This window comes from Niastella sp. sgz303648 (assembly GCF_059587045.1).
Map to the genome: position 1 here is coordinate 217566 of NZ_JCAPSW010000006.1, position 24529 is coordinate 242094.

At 37.5% G+C, this 24529-nt stretch carries 16 protein-coding genes; all 16 read left to right on the forward strand.

Annotated elements, in window-relative coordinates:
- Positions 1–300: 300 nt before the first annotated feature.
- Positions 301–1719, forward strand: coding sequence for an FAD-dependent oxidoreductase (locus AC59IL_RS19160; protein WP_496553795.1), 1419 nt, complete (start codon positions 301–303; stop codon positions 1717–1719).
- A gap of 107 nt (positions 1720–1826) precedes the next feature.
- The gene (gene lepB, locus AC59IL_RS19165) at positions 1827–2807 is read left to right on the forward strand and encodes a signal peptidase I (RefSeq protein WP_496553796.1); all 981 of its coding nucleotides are present in this window, start codon (positions 1827–1829) and stop codon (positions 2805–2807) included.
- Positions 2800–3909: a hypothetical protein gene (locus tag AC59IL_RS19170; protein WP_496553797.1), complete on the forward strand. Its 1110-nt coding sequence runs from the start codon at positions 2800–2802 to the stop codon at positions 3907–3909. Before lepB ends, AC59IL_RS19170 begins: the two co-directional genes overlap by 8 nt.
- Positions 3910–3930: 21 nt before the next feature.
- Positions 3931–5352 (forward strand): hypothetical protein, encoded by a 1422-nt coding sequence (locus AC59IL_RS19175; RefSeq protein WP_496553798.1) that lies wholly within the window; start codon positions 3931–3933, stop codon positions 5350–5352.
- Complete coding sequence (locus AC59IL_RS19180; protein ID WP_496553799.1) at positions 5349–5927, forward strand: hypothetical protein; 579 nt, start codon at positions 5349–5351, stop codon at positions 5925–5927. The genes AC59IL_RS19175 and AC59IL_RS19180 overlap by 4 nt, the downstream gene beginning before the upstream one ends.
- A 103-nt stretch (positions 5928–6030) precedes the next feature.
- Positions 6031–7323, forward strand: coding sequence for a DUF4934 domain-containing protein (locus tag AC59IL_RS19185; protein ID WP_496553800.1), 1293 nt, complete (start codon positions 6031–6033; stop codon positions 7321–7323).
- A gap of 20 nt (positions 7324–7343) precedes the next feature.
- Positions 7344–7994 (forward strand): hypothetical protein, encoded by a 651-nt coding sequence (locus AC59IL_RS19190; RefSeq protein ID WP_496553801.1) that lies wholly within the window; start codon positions 7344–7346, stop codon positions 7992–7994.
- 37 nt (positions 7995–8031) lie between these two features.
- Complete coding sequence (locus AC59IL_RS19195; protein ID WP_496553802.1) at positions 8032–10098, forward strand: TlpA family protein disulfide reductase; 2067 nt, start codon at positions 8032–8034, stop codon at positions 10096–10098.
- Positions 10099–10127: 29 nt separating this feature from the next.
- Complete coding sequence (locus AC59IL_RS19200) at positions 10128–11198, forward strand: efflux RND transporter periplasmic adaptor subunit (protein ID WP_496553803.1); 1071 nt, start codon at positions 10128–10130, stop codon at positions 11196–11198.
- Between the two features lie 9 nt (positions 11199–11207).
- Positions 11208–14402, forward strand: coding sequence for an efflux RND transporter permease subunit (locus AC59IL_RS19205; protein WP_496553804.1), 3195 nt, complete (start codon positions 11208–11210; stop codon positions 14400–14402).
- A 32-nt stretch (positions 14403–14434) separates the two neighbouring features.
- Positions 14435–17494, forward strand: coding sequence for an efflux RND transporter permease subunit (locus tag AC59IL_RS19210; RefSeq protein WP_496553805.1), 3060 nt, complete (start codon positions 14435–14437; stop codon positions 17492–17494).
- An 83-nt stretch (positions 17495–17577) separates the two neighbouring features.
- Positions 17578–18969: a TolC family protein gene (locus AC59IL_RS19215; protein ID WP_496553806.1), complete on the forward strand. Its 1392-nt coding sequence runs from the start codon at positions 17578–17580 to the stop codon at positions 18967–18969.
- A gap of 539 nt (positions 18970–19508) precedes the next feature.
- Positions 19509–20036 (forward strand): UpxY family transcription antiterminator, encoded by a 528-nt coding sequence (locus tag AC59IL_RS19220; protein ID WP_496553807.1) that lies wholly within the window; start codon positions 19509–19511, stop codon positions 20034–20036.
- A gap of 75 nt (positions 20037–20111) precedes the next feature.
- Positions 20112–21074 carry an NAD-dependent epimerase/dehydratase family protein gene (locus tag AC59IL_RS19225; RefSeq protein ID WP_496553808.1) on the forward strand — a complete coding sequence of 321 codons (963 nt, stop codon included), beginning with the start codon at positions 20112–20114 and terminating at the stop codon, positions 21072–21074.
- A 27-nt stretch (positions 21075–21101) separates the two neighbouring features.
- Complete coding sequence (locus AC59IL_RS19230; RefSeq protein ID WP_496553809.1) at positions 21102–22757, forward strand: carboxylesterase family protein; 1656 nt, start codon at positions 21102–21104, stop codon at positions 22755–22757.
- A gap of 71 nt (positions 22758–22828) precedes the next feature.
- Positions 22829–24421 (forward strand): condensation domain-containing protein, encoded by a 1593-nt coding sequence (locus tag AC59IL_RS19235; RefSeq protein ID WP_496553810.1) that lies wholly within the window; start codon positions 22829–22831, stop codon positions 24419–24421.
- Positions 24422–24529: the final 108 nt, after the last annotated feature.

Genomic DNA, 24529 nt, shown 5'->3' on the forward strand with positions numbered 1-24529 from the left:
TTATGTTAAGCTGTTCAAAAAATTAACTACTGATTCATCGCTGCAAGTAATTTGCAGCAGCGGTATGTAATTTTGTTTTAAATGTGAAGAGCGATTTCCTGATTGAAATTATGTTGTTCGTTTTTACGTGATTTTATAGTAGTTATTCTGCAATGATCCGGCTCTTGGCAAAGAGCCGGCAGCTACACCATTACCATAAGTTACTATTTTATAAAGGGCGATACCATGTATCGTTACAAAGAATGCAGTTTACAGGAGTATTAAAACTTCAGGAAGCTGATTTTTTACCAAACTTAATATATGAAGATTGCTGTTATAGGAGCAGGTGTAGCAGGCATAACAACTGCTTATTCCCTAACTAAAAGTAATTGCCATGTCGATGTGTTTGAATCAGGCGGTAGGGTTGGAGGTATGGCAGCCACTTTTACTTTATGGAATCAGAAAGTTGATATTGGCCCACACCGGTTTTTTAGTAACGACAAACAAGTGAACGACCTATGGTTAGAGGTAGCAGGGGATGATTATGAAATGGTAAACAGGCTTACCCGTATTTACTATAATAATAAATTTTATAAATACCCTCTTAACATAGGCAATACATTAAGTAATCTCGGAATTTTTGAAGCAGGCAGGTGTGTTTTTAGTTATTTAATGGAAAAGTTTAACACATCAAAAGAGGAAGGGTCTTTTGAAGCCTGGGTACAAAGCAAATTTGGAAAGAGACTGTTTTCTATCTTCTTTAAAACCTATTCAGAAAAGCTATGGGGCATACCTTGCAACGAACTTGATTCAGATTTCGCAGCCCAGCGAATCAAAAAGTTATCCTTGTATGAGGCCGTAAAGAATGCAGCTTTAAAAGGGAGAGGTAATAAACATAAAACGCTGGTTGATCAATTCGCCTACCCCCTGGGCGGCACAGGTATGGTGTACGAAAGAATGGCCAGGTTTGTAAAGCAATCCGGAAATCATGTTTATATGAATACGCCGGTTTACAGAGTGGTTAATTATAATAGCAAGGTAATAGGAATTGAACTGGAAGACGGAACTTTTAAAGAATATGACCAGGTGGTTTCTACCATGCCTTATACTTTAATGGTACAAACCTTAACCGAAGTGCCGTACGAAATCACCGCTCTTGCCAATAAACTTACATTTAGAAATACCGTAATTGTGTATTTATTGGTTAACAGTACTAACATTTTTCCCGATAACTGGATCTACATTCATTCATCCGAATTATTAATGGGCAGAGTGACCAATTTCAGAAATTGGGTGCCACATATTTATAACGATGAACAAAAAACAATTTTAGCCATTGAATACTGGTGTAACCATGATTCGGAATTATGGAAAAATAAAGATGAGGATTTTGTTAAGCTTGCTTCAACAGAGATCGCTAAAACAGGATTGGTAAAGCCCGAATTAATCGAAGATGGGTATGTTTACCGGGTCAACAAATGTTATCCGGTGTATAACAAAGGGTATAAAGAAATCCTGAAGCCCATCAACGACTATGTTTCCACAATTGAGAACCTTTCTGTTATAGGACGATACGGTTCTTTTAAGTATAACAATCAGGATCATAGTATTCTTATGGGTTTAAAAGCTGCTGAAAATATAGTGGCAAAAACGAGGCACAACCTGTTTGAGATTAATACTGATTATGAAACCTATCAGGAAGCCTATGTTATCACCGAAACCGGATTGCAAAAACAATAATTTCCGTTGCACTTATTCAACCAATGAAATCAGCCTTTCCAAATATAACTAACATAAAGGCAAAGTTGTTTTCGAAAAAAAGATTTTTCGTTAAAACAGCAAAGAAGATGATATGGCTTTTTATTGTCATCGTTTTCATTCGTGTTTTCGTAATTGGTTGTTACCTCGTTAGTTCAGGCAGCATGGAAGAAACGCTATACCCCGGGGATGTAATGTTGATTAATAAATTTCAATACGGAACGCGTTTGCCTGTAAGGCCGAAAGACATTCCGTTTGTTGAACTGATTGCCTGGTTCACAGGAGCCTATAAGTGGGCGCAAACACCCTGCTGGAACTACAGGCGTTTACCCGGATTGGGTGAGGTAAAGCGTAACGACATCATTGTTTTTGATAAACCGGGTTCAGAAAAAATTATTGTGAAGAGATGTGTTGGATTGCCGGGCGATACTATTGAAGTAGCGCATAATATAAGGTATGTGAATACTCAGCTGCAAAAGGAACCTTTATCAGTAAAATATTCTTATTGTATCAAAACAAATTATGAATCTTTTGATCTTGACTCTCTTAAAAAATATGGGATCGACGAAAAAAATTTGTTATGGAACGATGGCGATTCCATACACATATCTATAACAAAGAAAACCGCATCAGATTTGCAAAGGAGTGATTTGATAGATACTGTATCGATAGATGATTATCCCAAAGGCGCCAATGGTCCATTATTATTTACAGGCTCACGTTTCAATAATCAAACAAGAGAGAATTATGGCCCTGTTGTGATTCCTGCCAAAGGAAAAACCATTTCATTACATAAAGAGAATATTGAGCTATACAGGGAAGTAATTGTTAATTATGAACAAAATAATATGTTGGTTAATAACGATAGCATTTATATAAATGGTAAAAAAGTTACCAGCTACACTTTTAAAAGCAACTATTATTTTGTTATGGGTGATAACCGGTACCATTCCATTGATTCACGCTATTGGGGATTTTTACCTGAAAGTTCAATAATCGGAAAGGTTTCCTGCGTATTGTTTTCTGTTGATCATTTATCGAGGATTTTGAAATTTATAAACAATGATTAAGAAGATTGTTTTAATATTATTGGGCGCTTTTATCCTCAGCTTTACTTCGTTTTACAATCGTTTTCCATTGTTAACGGAAAATTCAGGCGCTTATCTGGATTCAGGATTTGGAAAAAGTGTCCCGCAGGGGAGCACACCTGTTTACGGATTTTTTATAGCGCATGCCAGTTGGGGATTCTCTTTATGGTTAGTAGTTTTTTGCCAGGCCTTTTTGCTTTCTCTTATCATTTACTATTACCTCCGTTACTTTTCGAATGGTACCGCTTTGGCGATTTATTTTCTGGCCTTTGTTTTCAGCATAACTTTTTTAACTGCAGCATCAGTAACCGTAAGCACTATTGGAACAGGGGTATTTTCGGGTATTTCAATGTTGGCCATTGGCCTTTTGTTATTTGCAGAAAAATTATCGAAACGTGATGTTTATATTATTGGTACAATCGCCCTCGTTAGCACCGGAATAAGCATAGTAAATCTTATCGCTAATGTTTTACTTATTCTCACTGTTTCGATAAGTTTAGTCAGAAAACAAACCGCACTTAATGCATATAATATTAAAACGAATTGGCGCAGGGTCATTCTTAGCATAACGGTTGCTGCAGTTTCCTGGCTGTTGGTATGCGGGTCGAATTATGCTTTAAAAAACACTTTCATCGTCACTGATGCAAATAAAGTAAGGGCGCCAAAAAATCAAAAATTGGATTATTTTTTCAATAAGCAGAATTATATAATTGCCACGTATCCCAAAAGTATAAAACGTACAGCAACATTTTCTTCTTTGTCGAAATGGTATAACTGGGAATTAAGAGAAGCCTGTTTGTCGAAGCAGTATTTCGGTGGCGTACGATTTATAATATTAAGTAATGTTCAAATAATAGTTTGTATGGTGTCTGTGTTGCTTTTTATATACTTGGCATCTGTTAGGGGTATGAAAAAGTACTATATGTTTTTGGTTTTTGGTATAGCCGGCTTTTTGATTTTTTTAGTAACTGCCTGTTTTCTGAATGCTGAAAAAAACAATCTCAGCTGGCAATTGATTTGGGTATTAATGTTACCGCTTTTTATTTCGGTTGCCGGGTATGAAAGAAAAATACAAAACAGTTGATTTAACGACCAAATTCTTAAAATGTTCATACAAAATCTGCAAAGAAGATTATTTCATATAGCCGCCATTTTATTGAGCACGTTTCTATATTGCACACTAGCTCTTTATAATGGGTTTCCTTTCACTTTCAACAACGATACGGCTGTTTATATAGAACGTGGTATTACCGGTGTGATTCGGGAAGACAGACCAATTACGTACGGATTATTTATCGCTGTTTCAGCTATGCATTATTCCCTGTGGCTGGTTATTATAACTCAGGCGTTAATTGTTTCTTTGGTTGTGTATTTTATTTTCAGCTATACAAATAAATACTACTACTCAAATAATAGGCAACGATTTTTATTTTATTATATAGGATTTACTGGTTTTGTTTGCGCTTTTACGGGGGCCTCCTGTGAAGTGACCATGCTGATGCCCGACATTTTTATAGCAGTCGCAATTCTATGCATGGCCCTGCTTATTATTTTTAAATTAAAAACAAGAGATTTTATCATTGTATCAGCAATGCTGGTATTAAGCATAATAGTTCATAACTCTCATTTTTTCATCTGTATCTTTTTATGCTGCTTATTGTTAACCGGATATCTTTTCAGGCGTTTCCGGCTGACGTACAAAAATGCCGAAATAAGGTTTAAGGCTGTTCTTTTCGTTATTGGTTTATCAGTATTTAGCAACTTCCTCAGTGCAGGTATTCATAATCATTATGGCGCCGGTTTTAAAAGTTCTTTTGGGGGCGCTGTCTTTTTAATGAATAACCTTATTGAAATGGGCGTTGTAGACCCGTATCTGGCTGAAAACTGCGGAAAGAAAAATTATAAGTTATGCCCCTATAAAGATTCTATACCCAATAATTTTTTATGGGTGCAAAACAGCCCATTAAAAAAAACAGGAGGTTGGGGAAAAGCAAACGACTCAGAATTTGTGGCTATAGAAAAGGATCTTTTAACAACACCGAAACATCTTTCAAGAGTTATTTACAGGTCGGGTATTTATACCATTAAGCAGTTCTTTAATTATGACATGGAACATGTAAATAAGCCAACAACATTTGTTAATAATACAATACGTACTTATTTTAATGATGATTATGAAAGTTATATAAACTCACAGCAGCCCAATGAAGACATACGATTCGGATTTATAAATTTCTCGCAAAACATAGTCGTCGGCATATCCTGTTTATTTTATTGTTTAATAGGCTTCTATGCCCGGCCTTCACAAAAGTTTTTGATATTTAGTTTTTTCATATTGGCAGCATTAATTATTAATGCCTGGTTTTGCAGCACTTTTTCAGGCGTTTATTCGCGTTACCAAACCCGGGTGGCCTGGTTACTACCTCTTCCTTTATTTATTTGTGCTATTGAATATTTTGATCTGAAGAACATAAAATCTTTTCTTTTATATATTTTAATTTTTAAACCAAAAACAGAAATCAAATGAAAAGAAAACTTTTCAGTGCATCTTTAGTCATTGCAATTGCACTTATTGCAATGATGAATGTTAAGGTCGTGTTAGACAGTAAAACACGACCTATTGTAAAACTCACTACGTTGGCAACTGCCTCGGCAGATGAGTTTTCTTCATCCGCTTCATCCGGAACTTCTTCCAGTTCTTCCGATAATTCCGGAGGTTCCGGATTGACCGAATCATGGGAGGATGATTCGTCCAATACGACTGGCTATTACGATTCAGAAGGCTATGTGCCACCTGGAAAAAAAAGAAAAAAAATGAGTGATTACTTCAATGGAAGTACTGAATCTAAGGGTAATCCGGTAGTTTTTAACGACATAAGCGATGTAGTAAGAGGTCAGGGCACATGGAAATTAACAGCAGGAGGCACAATGGCAGAAGCCGCGACTACAAGTGGAAACAATACCACAAGTACAGTTAGTGCAGGTGTTAGTTATGAGTTAGCAAAAAATAATGTTCTCACCTACAATAGCCATGATTGTGACGGAAAGACCTCCGATCGATGTCTGAAATATAATACATTTGTTAAAGTGCAGGGATACTAATCAATAATTAAGTATTTGCAATTGAAAGGCTATTATAGTTGTAATAGCCTTTCATTAAGCTTTAAATTTCCTGCATTAATAAATAGAATCTTTATTCAATCCAATGAAATTAAAGTCTTTTGTTTCGCTTGCTTTTGGAGTAATGGTTTTAGGTTCATGTACTTCGAAAAACAGACCAACTGTCAAAAGCATCAATAACGACATCTGTAAAAAAATTGCTTCGGGTACTACATCGATTATTCCTGATGGCAATGAATACAATGCAAAGATTACTATCAATGTAAAGTCAAAGCGAATTATAAATACTTCAGAATTGATAGATGTCGATTCTTCTCAGTTAATATTTCTTGAAACCAACGGGAATAATCTGATAGGAAGCATCGACAAGCTTATGTTTTGGGCCGACAAAATTATAATAGTTGATAAGCGAATCGTTAATGGCTTTTTTGTTTTTAACAATAAAGGTGCATTCATAAAAAAAGTAAATGCCGTAGGAAGAGGGTTTGCCGAGTATAATCATATAACAGACGTAACCATTAATAAAAAAAATGGTCTGATTGTATTATATGATCATACATCAAAGAAGGTTTTATTGTTTACTCCTGAAGGGGATTTTGTGAACGAAAAGAAGGTGAATGACTTTTACAAAAACATTGCTTTCTTTTCGGAGAATAAGTACCTCGCTTATTCAGACTATTCGTCAGCAACGGGTAACAATAAACATTATAGCCTTACATTACTGGATAGTAATTTTAATAAGGTCGAAGAATTTTTGGAAACCCCAAACGGGTTAAAAGTTATTTCTCCGGGAAGTTTATATGAAGGCCAAAATGGTCTTTTTCTGGTTTCTCCTTATTATAATAATATCGCCTTATTCAAAGGAAATAAAATGTATCCTTTTGCAGATATAAAAGTAAAAAACGGATCTGAAATCGACTATGCCTGGTTGGAAGGGATTACCAATTTATCGGTTAATGATCAATTGAAGGCGCTGCAGGAAACCGATCAGATTAACAGCTTAATGAATTTACAGGTAAATACCTCCAAAGTACTATTTACCTATGCCTGTAAAGATACCAGAAACTCTGTTCTGTTTGATTTAAATACAAAAAAAAGTATCAGTTGTAATGGATTGTTTTTTGACGATTTATTCATGAATAATATTGTTTGCTGGCCATTAGCGAGCTTCGACAATAACTGGGTATTTCCTTTGTACCCCGGGCCCATTGTTACCGGATATGAACGCAGCTTGCTCGCTAATAGTAAAGATGGTGTAGGCAAAGATGTTTTCGACGGTACGTTAAATAAGTATAATAAACTGTTATATAATATAACACAGCGTTCAAAAGAAAATGATAATCCGGTTTTATTAGTTGCCCGTGTTAAACCATTTTGATAGAAATTCAATTCATGTAAATGAATCATTCTAACTATAGAACAAAAAGAAATCTTATTACTGGTGGCATCATCATATTGCTTTTAGGAGTAAACTGTTTTTTATTGTTTCGCCTGTGGCAGCACCAAAAGCATATTCAAATAATGCAGGAAGCTAATAGTGATATATATAGCAATTATAATGCATTTAAGTTTCAGGTACAATTGACAAACCAATTTCAGTTCCGGCTCCTCCATACCCAGCTTAATAACTTATCATTGGAAAATGTTGCCAATGGAGAAGTTAATACGCTTGATCAATTACTGGCGCCGGTATCGTCAAAAATCATATTTTACTTTTCTCCAACGCAGTGCCATAAGTGCATCGATAAAGAAGTGCCAAATATTAAAACCTTTGCCGACAGCATTGGTAGTAATAATATTATTGCTATCGCTTCTGAAACTAACCAGGAATTTTTAAGAAGGTTTTCTTTAATAAAAAAAATTAATATACCTTTTTACCTGATCAGGCAGCCCAATGAGATCAATAGGGAAATTTATGATTCTGATGTGCCATTTGCTTTTTTGGTTGGTAAGGATCGAAAAATTCTCAAAGCGTGTAGTCTTTCTTCCTCTTTAGATAACTGGTCGGGCGGGTTTTATCAAAGTTTTAAAAAGGGAAGTAGTTTGTAGGTCGTTAATATGGTTTAGGTTAAACAAATTGTTATTCATGCAAAAATGTATATCCGGTAACGTAAGGTGGCTTATATGCATAGTTATAATGTTTATTATGAGCAATGCCCGGTCGCAGCCGTATACCGCTTTACCCGTACATCTGAGAGGCAACTGGTTTCTTCAAAATAATACAAACGAATGGGTGATTGGATTTTATGACAAGCTCGTTTATTTCAAAAATGATTTTTGGCAATACAAAATGGTTGCAAAAAAGGAGAATGATATACAGTTTCTGTTACAAAAAGGGAAGAAGAGCTTTATATTGCCTGTATCCATTAACAGCGATAGTACAATACAACTAACCTCCAATGAGGCAGAACTTTTACTAACTAATAAGCAACGCCGGGTGTCATCATTGAATCATAATGAACTGCGCCAGATTCAAAAAACCGGCAACGACACCGTTATTATAAAAGGTTACGTTGACCACCGGCAATTGACCAGCTTAAAGCTCATGGAATTCATGGTTGACGATTTAATTTTAGGAAATACGGCGATTCGAAATGTAGCGGTTGATAAAAACGGGCAATTCAATGTTCGCTTTCCGCTTCCATTTCCCTGTGCTGAAGTGATTGTTAAATTCGGAGGGGTATTTGAGTACATATTTATGCAACCGGGCGATACAGCCATCGTTTACATTGATCTTTTCCCTTACGTAAATGCAAAGAGCGAAGATGAAATACGCGCAACCAATTGTAACATGGTGGTAGCAGGGACCATGGGCGCATTTAACAATGAATACAGGGACTACAGACGGTATGTAAAAAGATGGGATGATCATCAGGAACAAGCTGAAATGATTCAGAAAAGTGATCAAAACACATACAAAGAGTATGAGCTTGCCAAAAAGCGATTCACAGATTCTTTGCTGGCAGCATACCGGGCACAATTCACAATGAGCAACCTGTTATGGCAAACGATTCAGGAAACAAATAAGTATCATCTTGCCAATTCGCTATATCGCTACCGGTGGCTGCATGAGCCAGATAAAGAAGTGAGTCTTTCTGCAGAGTATCTTAATCTGCTTGATTCATTTACTGCAGATGATAATTATGCCCATTTGGCCGGGTATGAATTTGATGGTTTTACAAGAGAGGGTTTGAATAGGGTGGCGCGGGAGCACCTGTTGGACAGGAAAAAAATTGACAGTTTTACTTCTGTTAATTCTTCTTTGAACAAATACCTCGAATATGTTCAGGAGCATGATAAATCATTAACGGAGGAACTGATAAAGAGTATCAACAATTTAAAAAAGTCAGGGGCTTCCCTTATTGGTTCTATGGGCAGTTTTTCAATTCACTTCCCCGCCAAAGATTCGGCCGAAACCAAAAAGGTGATGCAACAATATGAGCATCTGATGCGATATTTAGACGAAAGCGATTATTGGATATATTATTATTCGGGCATGGATTTGTTGTATGGTCTTTCTCAAATTGACTCATTATTTCCCAGGGGTATTTTCAGAGATTATTTAATAGGCCATTATATATATTCTTACTTTTTAAAACCGGGACGGCTCAACCCCGGTAACGACGTTTTAAATAAGTTGAAAACAATTTGCAGCGACCCAACAATTTATACCATCATCTCGCAGGAGAGTTTACGAATAAAGCAGCAGTTTGAAGAACAAAAATATGAGAATCTCCTTTCATTGGTTTCGTCGCGGGAAAAAGAAACTTATATCAATAAAATTGCCCGCGAAAACAAAGGGAAGGTAATATATATAGATTTTTGGGCAACCTGGTGTGGACCCTGCATAGAGCAATTCCCTTACAGTAAGGCGTTGCAAAAGCATTTTGAAGGAAAGCCCGTTGCCTTTGTTTATTTATGTGCAAATTCTGAAAAAAATAACTGGCAAAGTTCAATAAATAAGTATGGACTTACAGGGCAGCATTTTCTGCTCACCGCTGATGAAATTTCAAGGGTGCGGGCAAGATATAATTTTAGCGGTTACCCCCGTTACATGATTGTTAATAAAGAAGGAAGACTTATTACCAGTAATGGTTTGCCACCTCAGAACAAGGAAGCACTTATTACAATAGTTGAAGATCTGCTTAAGTAACCTTATTATATTTTTCAATGTGTAAAGCAATGACTTGCTCAACATCAACCTGCGCCCTGGTTTTATCTTTTGTTTTTATAAGCGCCTGCTCAAATGATAAAAATGCCGGCATTACAGCTGCGCCTGTTGCAAAAAGTACTTTTAGAGAAGAAACAACAGTTGTAGATGTTGCGCGGGTAAGTCAGGGGACCTTTGATCTTGAAATTCTTAGCAACGGAAAAGCATTGGCTGTAACGAATGCCGACATCAGATTTCCTTTAAATGAAAATATAACCGAAGTTCTTATCAAAAATGGAGACCGCGTTGCACGTTCTCAGGTATTAGCCCGGTTAAACGATACCGATCTTAAAAATAATTTGGAAAGAAAGCGGGAGGCCCTTGACAAAGCGACAGTAGAACTCGACGACAGGTTAATTGACTATGGGTACCGGTTAAAAGATTCCCTGAAAGTGCCGGTTGAAATTATGCGGATGGCAAAAATTAAAAGCGGTTACAATAATGCCCGGTACGATTATGCCGACGCAAAAACATTGCTCGGGAAAACTGTGATTGTTGCACCCTTTTCAGGAAAAGTAGCCAACCTCGAAGCAAGGGTGTACAATAAACCGGATGCTTTCAAGAGGCTTTGTACCCTCATTGATGATAGTAAGTTACTGGTAGAATTTAATGTGCTCGAAAGCGAGTATCGGTTTGTTGCCAAAGGTTCTGTTGTTGAAATAGCTCCATTTGGTCAGGATGTTACAGTAAAAGGTATAGTAACACATGTAAACCCGGTTATAGATGGAAACGGCATGATTAAAATCACTGCATTAACGGATAATTCCGCAGGCAATATGCTCGATGGAATGAGTGTGAAGGTTATTGTGAAGAAACCCGTGCCCAATAAAATGTTCGTGCCTAAAGAGGCGGTTGTTCAAAGAGATAACCGGCAGGTTGTGTTCACTTATGAAGACGGTTTTGCCAAATGGAATTATGTGCAAACAGACTTGCAAAACAGTAAAAGCATATGTATCACTTCGGGCCTGAAAGCAAACCAGAAGGTGATAGTTAGTAATAATATTAACCTTGCCCACGGTGCCGAAGTACAACCTGCAAAATAAAAGTAAGCTTTGAATAATACCCGGCCCATACGATTTCATAAATTGCCATTGCCTGCCTTTAGCATCATTATCATCTTCGTTATCTTTGTAATAGTTGGCATTGCGGTAATGCCTTTATTATCAGTCAGGCTTGAACCATCTTACACATCGAACGGTGTTACCGTTAAAATCTACTGGCCGGCGGCATCTTCCGAAAAGCTGGAACGTGAGGTAACGGCAAAACTTGAAGGAATAATAGCTACGGTTAAAGGCATAAAGAATATTCGTTCTGTTTCTGCAAACAGCCAGGCATATATACAGGTAGAACTGAACGGCTATGTTTCGCAGGAGGCATGCCGGTTCGAAATTGCCACTTTAATACGCCAGGTATATCCCCATTTACCCAGGGGGGTACGTTATCCAATCGTTTATGCGAATGGAGTAACCGGAGAAAAAGATAGATCTATTTTATCATATACGATTAATGGTAAAGCAACTGCTGCAAATATTAAACAGGTTGCAGAAAAATTATTAAAACCCTCATTAGCCCTTACTGAGGGCGTTTCACAAATAAATATATACGGAACTACTGATTTTGCGTGGGAGTTGCAATTCAACAATGCCGAATTGTTGCGGTATGGACTTTCAACGCGGGATATCAGTACTGCTATTACTAATTATTTTCAAACGTTTGAGGCCGGAAAAGCATACGTTGCCAATGAAACAAAAAAAGGTAATTCCGATTACATCTATCTAACACTTAGAACAAACCGGTCGGAAGATATAGACTGGAAAAAAATTCCTGTAACAAAACAGGCAGAACGGGTCCTTTTTTTAACTGATATTGCGCGGGTGCAGTACGTTGAGCAGGAGCCCGGCTCTTATTATAGGGTAAACGGTTTAAATACAGTAAACCTTGAAATTGTAGCAGCAGCAAACACAAACTATATCACACTGGCCGAAAAGATCAAAGCCCGGATGAATAGTCTTCAGAAAAGTTTACCACAGGAGTATTCTATCCTTTTGTCGTATGATGCAACTGCATATTTGAAAAACGAACTAAATAAAATCACCGGGCGCACACTGGCCACCTTATTCATTCTGCTGGTATTTGTATTGGTTACAAGTCGTTCCCTGCGGTATTTATTGTTTATCCTGCTTTCATTAGTGGCTAATTTGCTTGTTTCAAATATCTTTTACTATTTTCTAAAATTAGAGATCAACCTTTACTCACTGGCCGGCATAACTATTTCCATGGGATTGATGATCGATAAAAGCATTGTTATTATTGATCATATCCGAAATAAAGGAAATGTAAAGGTGTTTTTGGCTGTTGCAGGCGCCTCTTTTACTACCATAGGAGCTGTTTGTATTATTTTTTTCCTGGATCACCAGCAGCAGATGAGGCTGTTAGATTTTACGTGGGTTATTATCATTAACCTGGGCGTTTCTTTAATGATCGCTCTCTTTTTCATTCCGGCGCTGATGGAGAAACTGCCTTTAAATAAACCTCCATTTTCGTCGCAGATCAAAAGAAAAAAAAGGGTAATTGTCTGGAACAGGTGGTATTTACGCCGTCTCCGCTTTGCCACCCGTTTCAAACCTGTTGTTGTTCTTATAATGATCTTATTATTTGGCATTCCCGTTTTTATGCTTCCCGCAAAGATTGAAAAAAGTAACGTCTTCGCTAAAGTATATAATTCGGTAATGGGTAATCAGTTTTATAATGAACAGGTAAAACCCTGGATCGACATTGGTATGGGTGGCACATTACGTTTATTCGTTTCCGGGTCATCAAGATTTTCATATGCTGAGACATCAGTTGCAAACACATACATAAAAGTCGACATTGGTATGCCGGCAGAAGCAACTACCCGGCAAATGAATGATGTTGTGCTGAAATGGGAGAATTATCTTAGCCAGTTTAAACAGATAGAACAGGTTCAAAGCAGAGTATATAATGGCCAAAAGGCTCAACTGGAAATCAGGTTTAAAAAGGAATTTGAAAATGGAAATTTCCCTTATGCATTAAAAAGCCAATTGGAATCCAAAGCAGTATTTACAGGCCTTGCCGATTTCATGATTTATGGCATTGGGGAAGGCTTTAATAATAAATTAGACAAAGAAACAACCAATTATGCACTGACACTGCAAGGTTATAACTATGAAAAGTTGTACAGATTTGCTGAACAGGTAAAAAGCCTGTTATTAAAGAATGCAAGAGTAGAGAAAATTAGTATTGGAAGCACAAGGGATCCGGAAGGGGAAAAAATGAATTATGAATTTGTATTCAGGGTGAACAGCCAGGAAAAATTACTGGAAAATAATTTGTCGCCCCAAATCATAAGCAATGCCCTCACAGATTTTTCAGTTGATAAAAGCACTGTCAGTACAATTTTTTACAAGGGCGGTTATGCCCCGGTCATTCTATCTACGGCAAATGAGCAGGCATCTGTTTGGCAGGTAATGAACCAACCGGTTGTTTATGATTCGGGAAGTTATGTTCGGTTAAAGGATTTTGCTGCTATAAATAAAGAAAAAGGCGCCAATGAAATTGTGCGGGAAAATCAGCAATATCAACTGGTGGTAAATTATAATTTTATAGGCGACAATTATTACGCATCTCTTGTTTCTGAAAAGATCGCTGACGAGGTAAGTAAGCAGTTGCCATTGGGGTTTAGCATTAAGCAACAGGAAATTAATTTTTGGAGTGGGGCTGAAAAAAAACTGACCTGGGCAATTTTTTTAACAGTGGCGATCGTGTTCTCCATTTGTGCAATTCTTCTGAACTCATTGCGTCAATCATTGGCGGTAATTGCCATGGTGCCCATATCTTTCATTGGTTTATTTATTACCAGCTGGTTGTTTGCATATAATTTCGATGAAGGAGGTTATGTAGCCTTTATTGTGTTGTGTGGTGTAGTTGTGAATGCCGCATTATTTATTCTTAATGATTTCAATAACTTAAAAAGAGATTATCCCACCAAACCTCTGCGCTTGCTTTATATTAAAGCTTATAATTCCAAAATCATTCCGGTTATATTAAGCAAAACTTCAATGATATTAGGTCTGGTGCCATTCATTATCGATTCAAAACACGAACCTTTCTGGTACCCGTTGGCGATGAGTGTAGCAGGTGGCATTTTGTTTTCAATGATTGCCATTCTGTTCTTTCTACCGCTTTTTTTAAAAGGTATTGGAAGTAAAAAATCTCATAACCTGTAAAAAAAACGAGTCAGTTAAAGAATAATTATGCCATGGTTAAATTTCTGATTAATAAGCCTGTTGCTGTTATCGTGGTATTTGTAGCGTTGGTACTTTTAGGAGCAATTGCGGTTCTGAAAGTTCCGGTATCTCCGCTACCCGATATAGATATACCTGAGATCACGGTTCATGTCAGTAAACAAAATACATCTTCAAAAGAATTAGAAAGTATTATTGCCAGTATACGTACACAATTACTACAGGTTCCCAACCTGCAGGATATTCATAGCGAAACCCGTGACGGTTATTCAATTTTACGGCTGAAGTTTGCTTATGGGGCCGATATTAATTATGCTTTTATTGAGGTAAATGAAAAAATTGATCTTTCTATGAACGCTTTACCCCGCGACATGGAAAGGCCGCGGGTAATAAAAGCAAGTGCTACAGACATTCCGGTTTTTCACCTTAACCTGAGTTTGAAAAATGACAAGACTGATATTCATGCTGCTTCCCGTTTTATAGAATTAAGCCAGTTTGCAGAACATGTTATCAAACGCCGGCTGGAGCAATTACCCGAAATCGCCTTTGTTGATATTACCGGAGTGTTGCAACCTGAAATATATATTATTCCTGACCCCGCAGTAATGGCTGCCTTGCATTTAAACGTTGATGACTTTAAACGGATAATAACTGGTCATAACCTTCTTTATGGGAATGTTACTGCAATGGATGGAGGCTTGCAATACAATGTACGTTTCGAATCAAAAAACCTGCTGTCTGTTGAAGATATTCGCAATATCAGCTTTAAGTATGCCGATAGAATTTTTAAACTCAGCGACATTGCTGATATTGGCTTAAGAGAAAGCGATGCAAAAGGCTGCTTTTTAGCCAATAACCAACCGGCAATCAGCCTTGCTATTATAAAACAACCCGACACTAAATTAGCCGACTTAAGAAGCAATATTAATGTACTGCTTACAGATTTTAAACGCGATTATCCCGATATACAATTTGAACAAACACAGGACCAAACAGAATTACTTGAATTTTCAATCACTAATTTAAAGCAGGATCTGATCATAGGAAGTTTTCTTGCTTTTATACTGATGTTCTTTTTTTTAAAGAATTTAAGGTCTCCGCTTCTCATAGGCATTGCTGTACCAGTTAGCCTTGTAATCAGTATTCTCTTTTTTAAAATATTCCATATCAGTATTAACATTATTTCCCTTTCCGGTCTTGTACTGGGTGTGGGATTAATGATAGATAATTCAATAATCGTTATCGACAATATCAGCCAATATAAACAACGAAATCACGACCTGGCAGAAGCATGTAGTAAGGGAACTATGGAAATTATAAGACCTTTGCTATCATCTGTATTAACCACATGCTCAGTATTTCTTCCTTTGATATTTTTAAGCGGAATATCCGGCGCTCTTTTTTATGAGCAGGCCATGGCGATTACTATTGGCCTGGTTATATCGCTGATTGTGTCTGTTACCCTGTTGCCTACACTTTATCGTCTTTTTCATAAAGGAAAGGTCCGGAAACTGGAAATCAATTTTTTTGAAAAATATGGCATTAATTTTTTTACAAGACTGTATGAGTTGGGTTTTCACTGGGTTTTTAAAAACAAGCTATATTCCCTCGCTATTGTAATTATGCTCATTGTTTTGAATGTTTTTCTGTTTACCCATCTGAAAAGGGAAAAACTACCTGCATTTCAGCAAACAGAGCTGGTATCGAAAATTGACTGGAACAGGAATATTACAATTGCAGAAAATAAAAGCCGTGTTTCATCTCTTATAACAACCCTGGGTAACAGACTGGTTCAATCGAACTGCCTGATTGGAGAACAGCAATATTTGTTAAATAAAGAAAAGGAACTGTCATCTTCTGAGTCGCAGGTTTATATTAAGATCAGTGACCCTGATTCTTTATTGTCAATAAAGAATGAAATCAGAAGTTATATCGAAAAAAATTATCCCGAAGCAAGTTTGAAACTTGGGGCGCCCAAAAATATCTTTGAAAACGTATTTGGCGATGACGAACCTCCATTAATTGTGCAATTGAAACAATCGGGAAATGAGGTTTTGCCTTCCAAAGAAAAAGCCTCTCAGGTATTAAAACTAATCGACCGGGCATTTCCTGGTTCTGAAATCACTCCGCTTCCTGTACAAAATTCACTGGCGCTGGTAGCAGACCCTGAAAAACTTTTGTTATACGATTTATCGTTATATGCAATATTTAACCGGCTTCGCGGCGCTTTACATGCAGATGAAGTTGCCAGTTTGCCAAACGGACAAAAAAGTACGCCTGTTGTAGTTACTGATAAAGTGCAGGACCTTAACTATGTTTTAAATAATGTATCTGTAACAAATAACAAAGGAATACAAATTCCTGTTCGCAGTTTTTTGAAAATTGTTAACGAGGAAACATACAAAACAATAGAGGGCGGAAAAAATGGCAACTACATTCCGTTGGCTATTCATACAAACAAACCGCAGGATATAATAAACTATGTAAATGAGCAAATTAAAGCAAAAAACAATTTAGATGTAAGCTATACCGGCAGCTTTTTTTCGAATAAAGAGCTGATTAAAGAAATGAGTATTGTGTTAATTGTTGCCGTGTTATTGTTATATTTTATTCTTGCTGCCCAGTTTGAATCGTTGATACAACCTGTTATTGTGTTGCTTGAATTGCCAATCAGTATGAGCGGGGCTTTAATTATGCTGTATGTATTTAACTCCTCCATTAACCTGATTTCATTAATAGGATTCGTGGTAATGTGCGGCATCATTATTAACGATTCGATATTGAAAATCGATATAATTAATCAATTACGAAGAAACGAAGGGTATGAATTAATGGATGCTATCCATGCCGGTGGAAAAAGACGGTTGCAATCTATCGTAATGACGGCCATGACAACCATTCTTTCTGTAGCGCCATTTCTGTTTGGCAATGATGTGGGGTCGGTATTACAAAGGCCTTTATCTCTTGCATTGATAGGCGGTATGGTCATAGGCACACCGGTAAGTTTGTATTTTATTCCGCTTGTGTACTGGTTTTACTACACCTATTTATCCAAACACTTTATTAAATTATAGTAATGAACATTATTGCCAGGTGCATCTTTATCCTTATAATTCATATCCCATTTCAAATTAACGCACAGATAATAAAACTCTCATTGAATAATGCGATCGTGCTTGCCCAAAAGAATTCCCTGGATTATAAAATCGCCAACAATATTGCGAAGTCGGCTTTTTGGGATTACCGGGCTTATAAATCAGGTTTTTTACCAAAGCTTTCATTAAGTGGTACGTTGCCTGATTATTATAGAACTATCAATTCAATTACATTACCTAACGGGCAAAGCCAGTTCGTAGCACAAAATCTTGCAAATTCGGGTGTGAGTCTCAACCTGTCGCAAAGCATTGGTTTAACCGGTGGCAGTGTTTCAATAGGCTCATCTCTTCAACGGATCGATAATTTCGGAAATTATAAAAGCACCGCTTACACGGCGGTTCCCCTTTCTTTTAGCTATTCCCAGCAAAGTCTGTTTTATAACGAATTTAAATGGCAAAGAAAAATCCAGCCAATCAGGTTCGAAGAATCGAAGAGGCAATACCTGGAAAGCCTTGAGGAAATTTCGTATAATACTATTTACAGGTATTTTGATTTATTAAAAGCAAATGTTCAATTGAAGCTTGATGAACAAAATCTTAAAAACATCGATACGCTTATAAAGATTACCCAGGCTCGCTTCGAAATAGGAACGGTGCAATTAAATGATATATTACAATCCAAAGTAAGCCTGATGAATGCAAAACGAGCTGTTTTGGCCTCCACTTTAAACCTTGAAACAGCAAAACAGAATCTGATCCGTTACTTAACCCTCGACAAGGATCAACAGATCGACTTGCTGGTTCCCGACTCGCTGACCTTCTTTAAGATAAGTAGTGACCTTGCTTTAAAACAGGCGCTAAGCAATCGAAAATTTGTTTCAGAATTTGAACGCAGGCGGTTGCAGGCTGAGCAGGAAATTGAAAGAACAAGATCCCAGGCCGGACCTACCGTTAGCTTAAGAGCGAATTTAGGTCTGACGCAAACCGCCATGACATTTAATCACAGTTATGAAAGCCTTCTTCGAAACCAGGCGGTGGTGATTGGTTTTAATATCCCTTTAATTGACTGGAACGTAAATAGATCAAACCGTAAAAGGGCAGAAGCTAATTTAGAATTGGAAAGTAATTATATAGCTCAACAGCAATTATCAGCCGAACAGGAAATCTCTTACGAGATAATGAAATGGAACATGCAGGAAGAACAAATTGAAATGGCTAAGTTAACAAGAGAACTTGCACATCAACGATACGAAATAGCAAAACAGAAATATGCCATTGGAAGTATTACTTACACCGATTTCAATAATGCACAAATAGATAAAGACAGAGCTGAAACGGAGTATATCAATAGTTTGCTTAATTATTGGGCGTCTTATTATTTGATAAGAAAAATAACGCTTTATGATTTTAGTAATAATAAAAGAATTGACTCTGAAAATAGGTTTTCAAATTGAACTGAGGACCGGCCAGGTTCCCTGCCTGGAAGCACTTTAATTTATACCCGGTTGATATATTATAAGCATTTCACATACTATTAAAATTCACTTCCGGGCACAGGTAACCGCCTGCAGGATGGATTTTGAAGATGGTTCGTGTTACCAGGTTAAACTCGGGTCAAAGGATAAACGTTCATACAGCATCGTATTTAATGATGGAAATCGGCCTTTGCCGTCGCAAAATCTGTCGTTGCATATAACACAGGAGAAAAGCGCCCTGCAGTTCCCATTTGAGTGTTTTATGAATATTTGGAAATTTCGCAAATCCCGCATTGAAGATTGCGGGCATTACAATGAACGGGGAGTACTTTTTACACTAATTTGAATTTTAAGACAACCGTGTGAGTTGCCTTAGCGACAGCTATGCCTGCAAATGTTTCAGGCTCACATTCAAGCCTGCATTTCCTGGTTTTAATTAGTTAGTATTAATTAATACACATTTATTATTGGTACACTTAGTTTGACTATCAGAGAATATAGTGCTTAAATTAAAAGAAATGGAGCTCAAAAATTGGTATGTTGCTTATACTCTTCCAAAGGCAGAAAAACAAGTTCAAAGAATGCTTGACAAAATGGGGATTGTTTCATTTTTGCCTTTAAATAAAGTAATAAGAATCTGGAGCGACCGTAAGAAACAAATAGAATTACCACTATTCCCTAACTACATTTTTATTTATACTTCTTTTCGTGATCGGTATAAACCCTTGCAGGTAAAAAGCGTTGTTAATTATGTTTGTTTTGACGGGAAGCCTGCCACTGTTTCTGAAAGTGTAATTGACACATTAAAAAAAGTTTTGAACGCAAATGTGGAGGTAACGAATGATAGTTTCAGTTACTATAGTACAGGCACGCGCGTTAAAATAGGCGAAGGCCCATTTGCCGGAACAGAAGGTATATTATTAAAAAGGAATGGTAAAAGCCGGTTGGTGCTTCAGATTGAATCTTTGAACAGAGAAGTTTCTATTGAAATTCCTGCCAATATGGTCATCCCTTATGCAGGTCAGCTTGAAAAAAAAGCTGTATAAATTTGCAACGTTGCTTTCCGAAATAGCGGGAAGTTGTTGAACGCTCTTTAACATTAAATGACGATCAGTCTCAAAATGGAACGTGTTCTTGTTACAGGCGGAGCCGGATTTATCGGAAGCAATCTGATAAAGCGGCTGCTTTCCCTGGGAAAATATTATGTTTATTGCCTGGATAATTTCGACGCGTTTTATGCAAAAGAACAGAAAGAGTTAAATATCAGAGATTTTTTCGGCAACTCCCGTTTTAAATTCATCATGGATGATATCAGGAATATAAACAATCATACAGAATTTGAGAAGATTGATATAATCATTCATCTTGCAGCAAAGGCCGGCGTAAGGCAAAGTATTCTGGACCCTTTATTATATCAAAATGTAAATATCGGTGGCACACAGGCGCTTTTGGAATTTGCGAAGGAAAGAAAAATAAAACAATTTGTATTCGCTTCTTCCAGCAGTGTGTATGGTATTAGTCCAAATGCGCCCTGGAGTGAAAATGAACAGATTTTTCCGATAAGTCCTTATGCAGGTTCGAAGCATTCAGCCGAAATGTTCGGTCATGTCTATAGCCATCTTTACAAGATCCGTTTTATTGCACTTAGATTTTTTACCGTATATGGGCCTGCCCAAAGGCCCGACCTGGCAATATATAAGTTTTTTGACTGCATACTGAAACAAAAGCCTATTCCTGTGTTTGGCGATGGCAATTCGGCAAGAGATTACACTTATATAGACGATGTTGTAAATGGAATTATATCTGCCATTGACTATAGAGCATCTGATTTTGAGATCATAAACATTGGTAATAATCGCACAGTTACATTGAATTATCTTATCCGTACAATCGAGCAGGTGTGCAAATGCCGGGCAATAATTCAATATTATCCTGAACAGGCAGGTGATGTGCCGATTACATATGCTGATATAAGAAAGGCTGCCCGTTTGCTCAATTACAAGCCTGCTACTGATCTGTTATGCGGCCTGAAGAATTTTTATAGCTGGTATACAAAGAACCAGTGTCTTCCGAATACTTATTAGCCTTACTAATATCATAAACGAACTATAATGAAAAGAAATGCATTATTATTTATAACGCTGCTCATTTGCTGTTTAACTGCAATCACTCAGGTTCCTGTTGATAACCCTTACAAAACCCGATTTAAGGTAAAGGAGCATTGGACAGACGATTTTAAATGGTCGAAAGTTACCAATGCGGCTGATGTAACAGGCTTGTTTAATGATAAAAAAGAAATTGATAAAACCGTACTTCAAAGTACACTGAAAAAGATTTCGGATGAAGGAGGAGGTGTTTTGTATTTTGGTCCCGGGGAGTACTATTTTAACTTCAATGTTAAATTATATAATGGTTGTGTGCTGAGGGGCGCAACTCCACGAGGTGTTACTAACGCGATCAGTTCGGGGTACAGGCCTCCTACCAAATTCCTGTTCCCAAAGTTTATTATGAAATTTCAGGGAGATAAAGTGAACGACGAGGATGCGTACAAAAAAATATATGTCGATTCGAATACCAATTTTGCAGTGGTGAACCTCGATATCAGCAGATCGCTGATATATGTTCATGAAAACTTTATATCAAACAATATGATATTCGGTGTAAGGTCGAATAATGCAACTGAACACAAGGCGCTTTTTATGCCATCTTCGATTGGTCTCGGGTGGGAAAGATATCCTACTGTAAATGTCGGCAACATTTTTACTACATGTAATAAGGGTGTGGTCGCAAACTGCCGGATCAACGATTCAATAACAGATGATTTCGAAATGCCCAATTTCATGGCGAATGATGGACGAGTTTTTAAAGATACCACTATAAAATTTCAATATGGTTTGCAAAGTGGTATAACGGTGAATAATTCGGAACCTAAACCCGGAAAGGTAGAATTGCTGGACAATTATGTTAAAGGGTATAATGTTTCTAATATTGGGGTTGACTTTGAAGGTGATAAAACCATAAAAAATAATCAATTTATTTTTCTTCCTTGCCAGAATTTACTGGGCGAAGAGTTTTATTCGAGGGAGCTCGAGGAGCATACCATCAGGGCGTTTGATAAGAAGTACTTTATAAATAAAGAAAATGATTCGCTGGAATATTGGCTCTTAACTCCTAAAAACTATGATCCGAACAAAAAGTATCCTATTGTAATGTTCTTTCATGGCGGAGGACAACGTGGGAAAAGAAATCCGCTTATTCACTATGTTTCTATTTACGCGAATGAAGAAGCGAGGGATAAATATCCTTGTTTTGTAGTTGTACCGCATATCAAAAAGGGAGAAGAGTTCTTTACATCTTTGAATGCTGCTCCTACCAAAGCTTACACTTTATCAATCGCCCTTTATAAATCGCTTAAGGAAAAATATTCTATTGATACCGGCAATACCTTTATTGCTGGTATTTCAACCGGTGGACAGGGTGCAATTGAAGCAACAGTTCGTGAGCCCGATTTGTTTCGCCACGCTGTTATTATGAGTGGGTATACGCCTCTCAATTCCGAACAAATGAATAGAATAAAGAATGTTCACTTTATAATCTCTGCAGGTACAGAAAATCCAAGGATAGCGGATTTCTTCCGTCAGTTTGTAACAGCTTTACGGAATCAGGGCAATAAAGTAGATTATTTTGAATATCCAATAGGGCACTGGAGCTGGCTGAATCTTTGTATCGATCAAAAATTTCTAAATATTATTTTGACAAGAATGTAAGTATGACAGCCTTCTGTTTTGTGTGCGCGAACAAAATTTGTTGAATATCTAAGACTTGTATATCCAATACAATGGCAAAAAATGAATTGTTGAAGAGATTAAAGGGTAACGGTTTAATGGTCTTTATCGATGATGCCGGTGAGTTGAAACTAAAGGTCAGGAGCGGTCAACAGGTCGATGACCGGATAATGCGGGAATTGAAAGAAAATAAACAACATCTTTTAAAATATTTAAAGGAGCAAAAAGAGGTTGAAAAGATCAGGGCGGCCTTTCTTAAAAGTAAGGAGGTACTATCTGCTTCGCCTGGCCGGAAAACTGTTTATGAAGCATCCCATCAGCAGAGAAAGGAGTATCTGCGATATCTGATAACAGGAAAAAATACTTCTAATGTATATTTTACTCTTCGACTCCGGAACGTGGAAAAGGAGGTCATAACAGCTGCGGTGTTCGAAGTGTTTAATCGTCACGAGAGTCTTCGAACCTCTTTTTACAGAACGGGAGATGGAAGCGTGAAAGCCACCACCAGAAATCCGGAGGACTTTTTTCCTATTGAATTTGTGGATTTACGTCAGGGCAACATGCACGAAATGGCCGCCGGCATAAAGAAAGAGCTCGATAGCATTAGTTTCGATTTTGAAAAGGGCAGCCTCGTAAGAGTTAAATTGCTCGCTTTGCCTGAACAGGAGTACATGCTGATCTTTGTCGTGCATCATGCCATAAGTGATGATGATTCGATTGACATACTGAAAAAAGAAATTGGCGTTTTGTGCGGATCATTTAAGAATCGATCAGAAAGCTCTCTTCCACCGGTGAAAACGCAATTCAGCGATTATGCTAACTGGATGAACAGTTGGATTGAAAGTGACGAGGGTAAGCAACATAGGGCGCTTTATTGCAATGGCATCATGGAGAGCCTGGAAAGGGTACAAGCGGTAAATTGTTCCGGACCCGGCGCCAGGTCATACAGGGCAGAGCTGAATGATCAGATGAAGGTGTTCCTTGGTGAGAGGAATAGCTCAGAATATCAGGATGCAGTAGGCGCTGTAGTAACTTTGAACCCTCCACCAGGGGCTGTTTATGTTTTTTTTATTGACGAACAGCTAACAAACAATTTGAATGCTCTGGCAGCCAGCTGCACTTCCAGCCTTTTTATGACCCTGATCTCGGCTTTTGTCATCCTCTTGTATGAAACAGAAGGTAAGAGGAATATACGGGTCAGTATACCTTTTTCAACGAGATTTTTTAATGAATTTAAAGATATCGTAGGGTGGCTGACCCATAATCTTATTGTTTGTTTCGAAGTAGATAGGGGCACAGATTGGAATGCTTTTATAACCGACGTAACCGAAACGGTACTGGAGGCTTCTGATTTTGCTGTATATCCTCACGAATTGATCATGAAAGACCTTGATCTGCCATTGGAAATACTGGCACCTGCATATATCAATCTTGTTAAGAATAAAGAGGAGCTGATAAACGATCTTACACCTTATCACCTCAGCAAAGGTTCGGGTATACTGCCGCTCAAATGTATTATTAAAGAATGTAAGAACGGCATCGAATTAAAGTTTCACTACAAAGTCGGCAAGTATTCCGGTTCCGATATAGAATTATTGAGCAAACGGTTTGTCGAAATTATGCACCGGCTTACCAATAACTTCTGATTCATAAAACTCCATCCTTTCATTGACGACGGAATTTCTGGCAGCAGATAACCTCCCCGGTCTTGTCAACCCGATCTGTCATAACCACCTTGCTGCACAGATATCTCA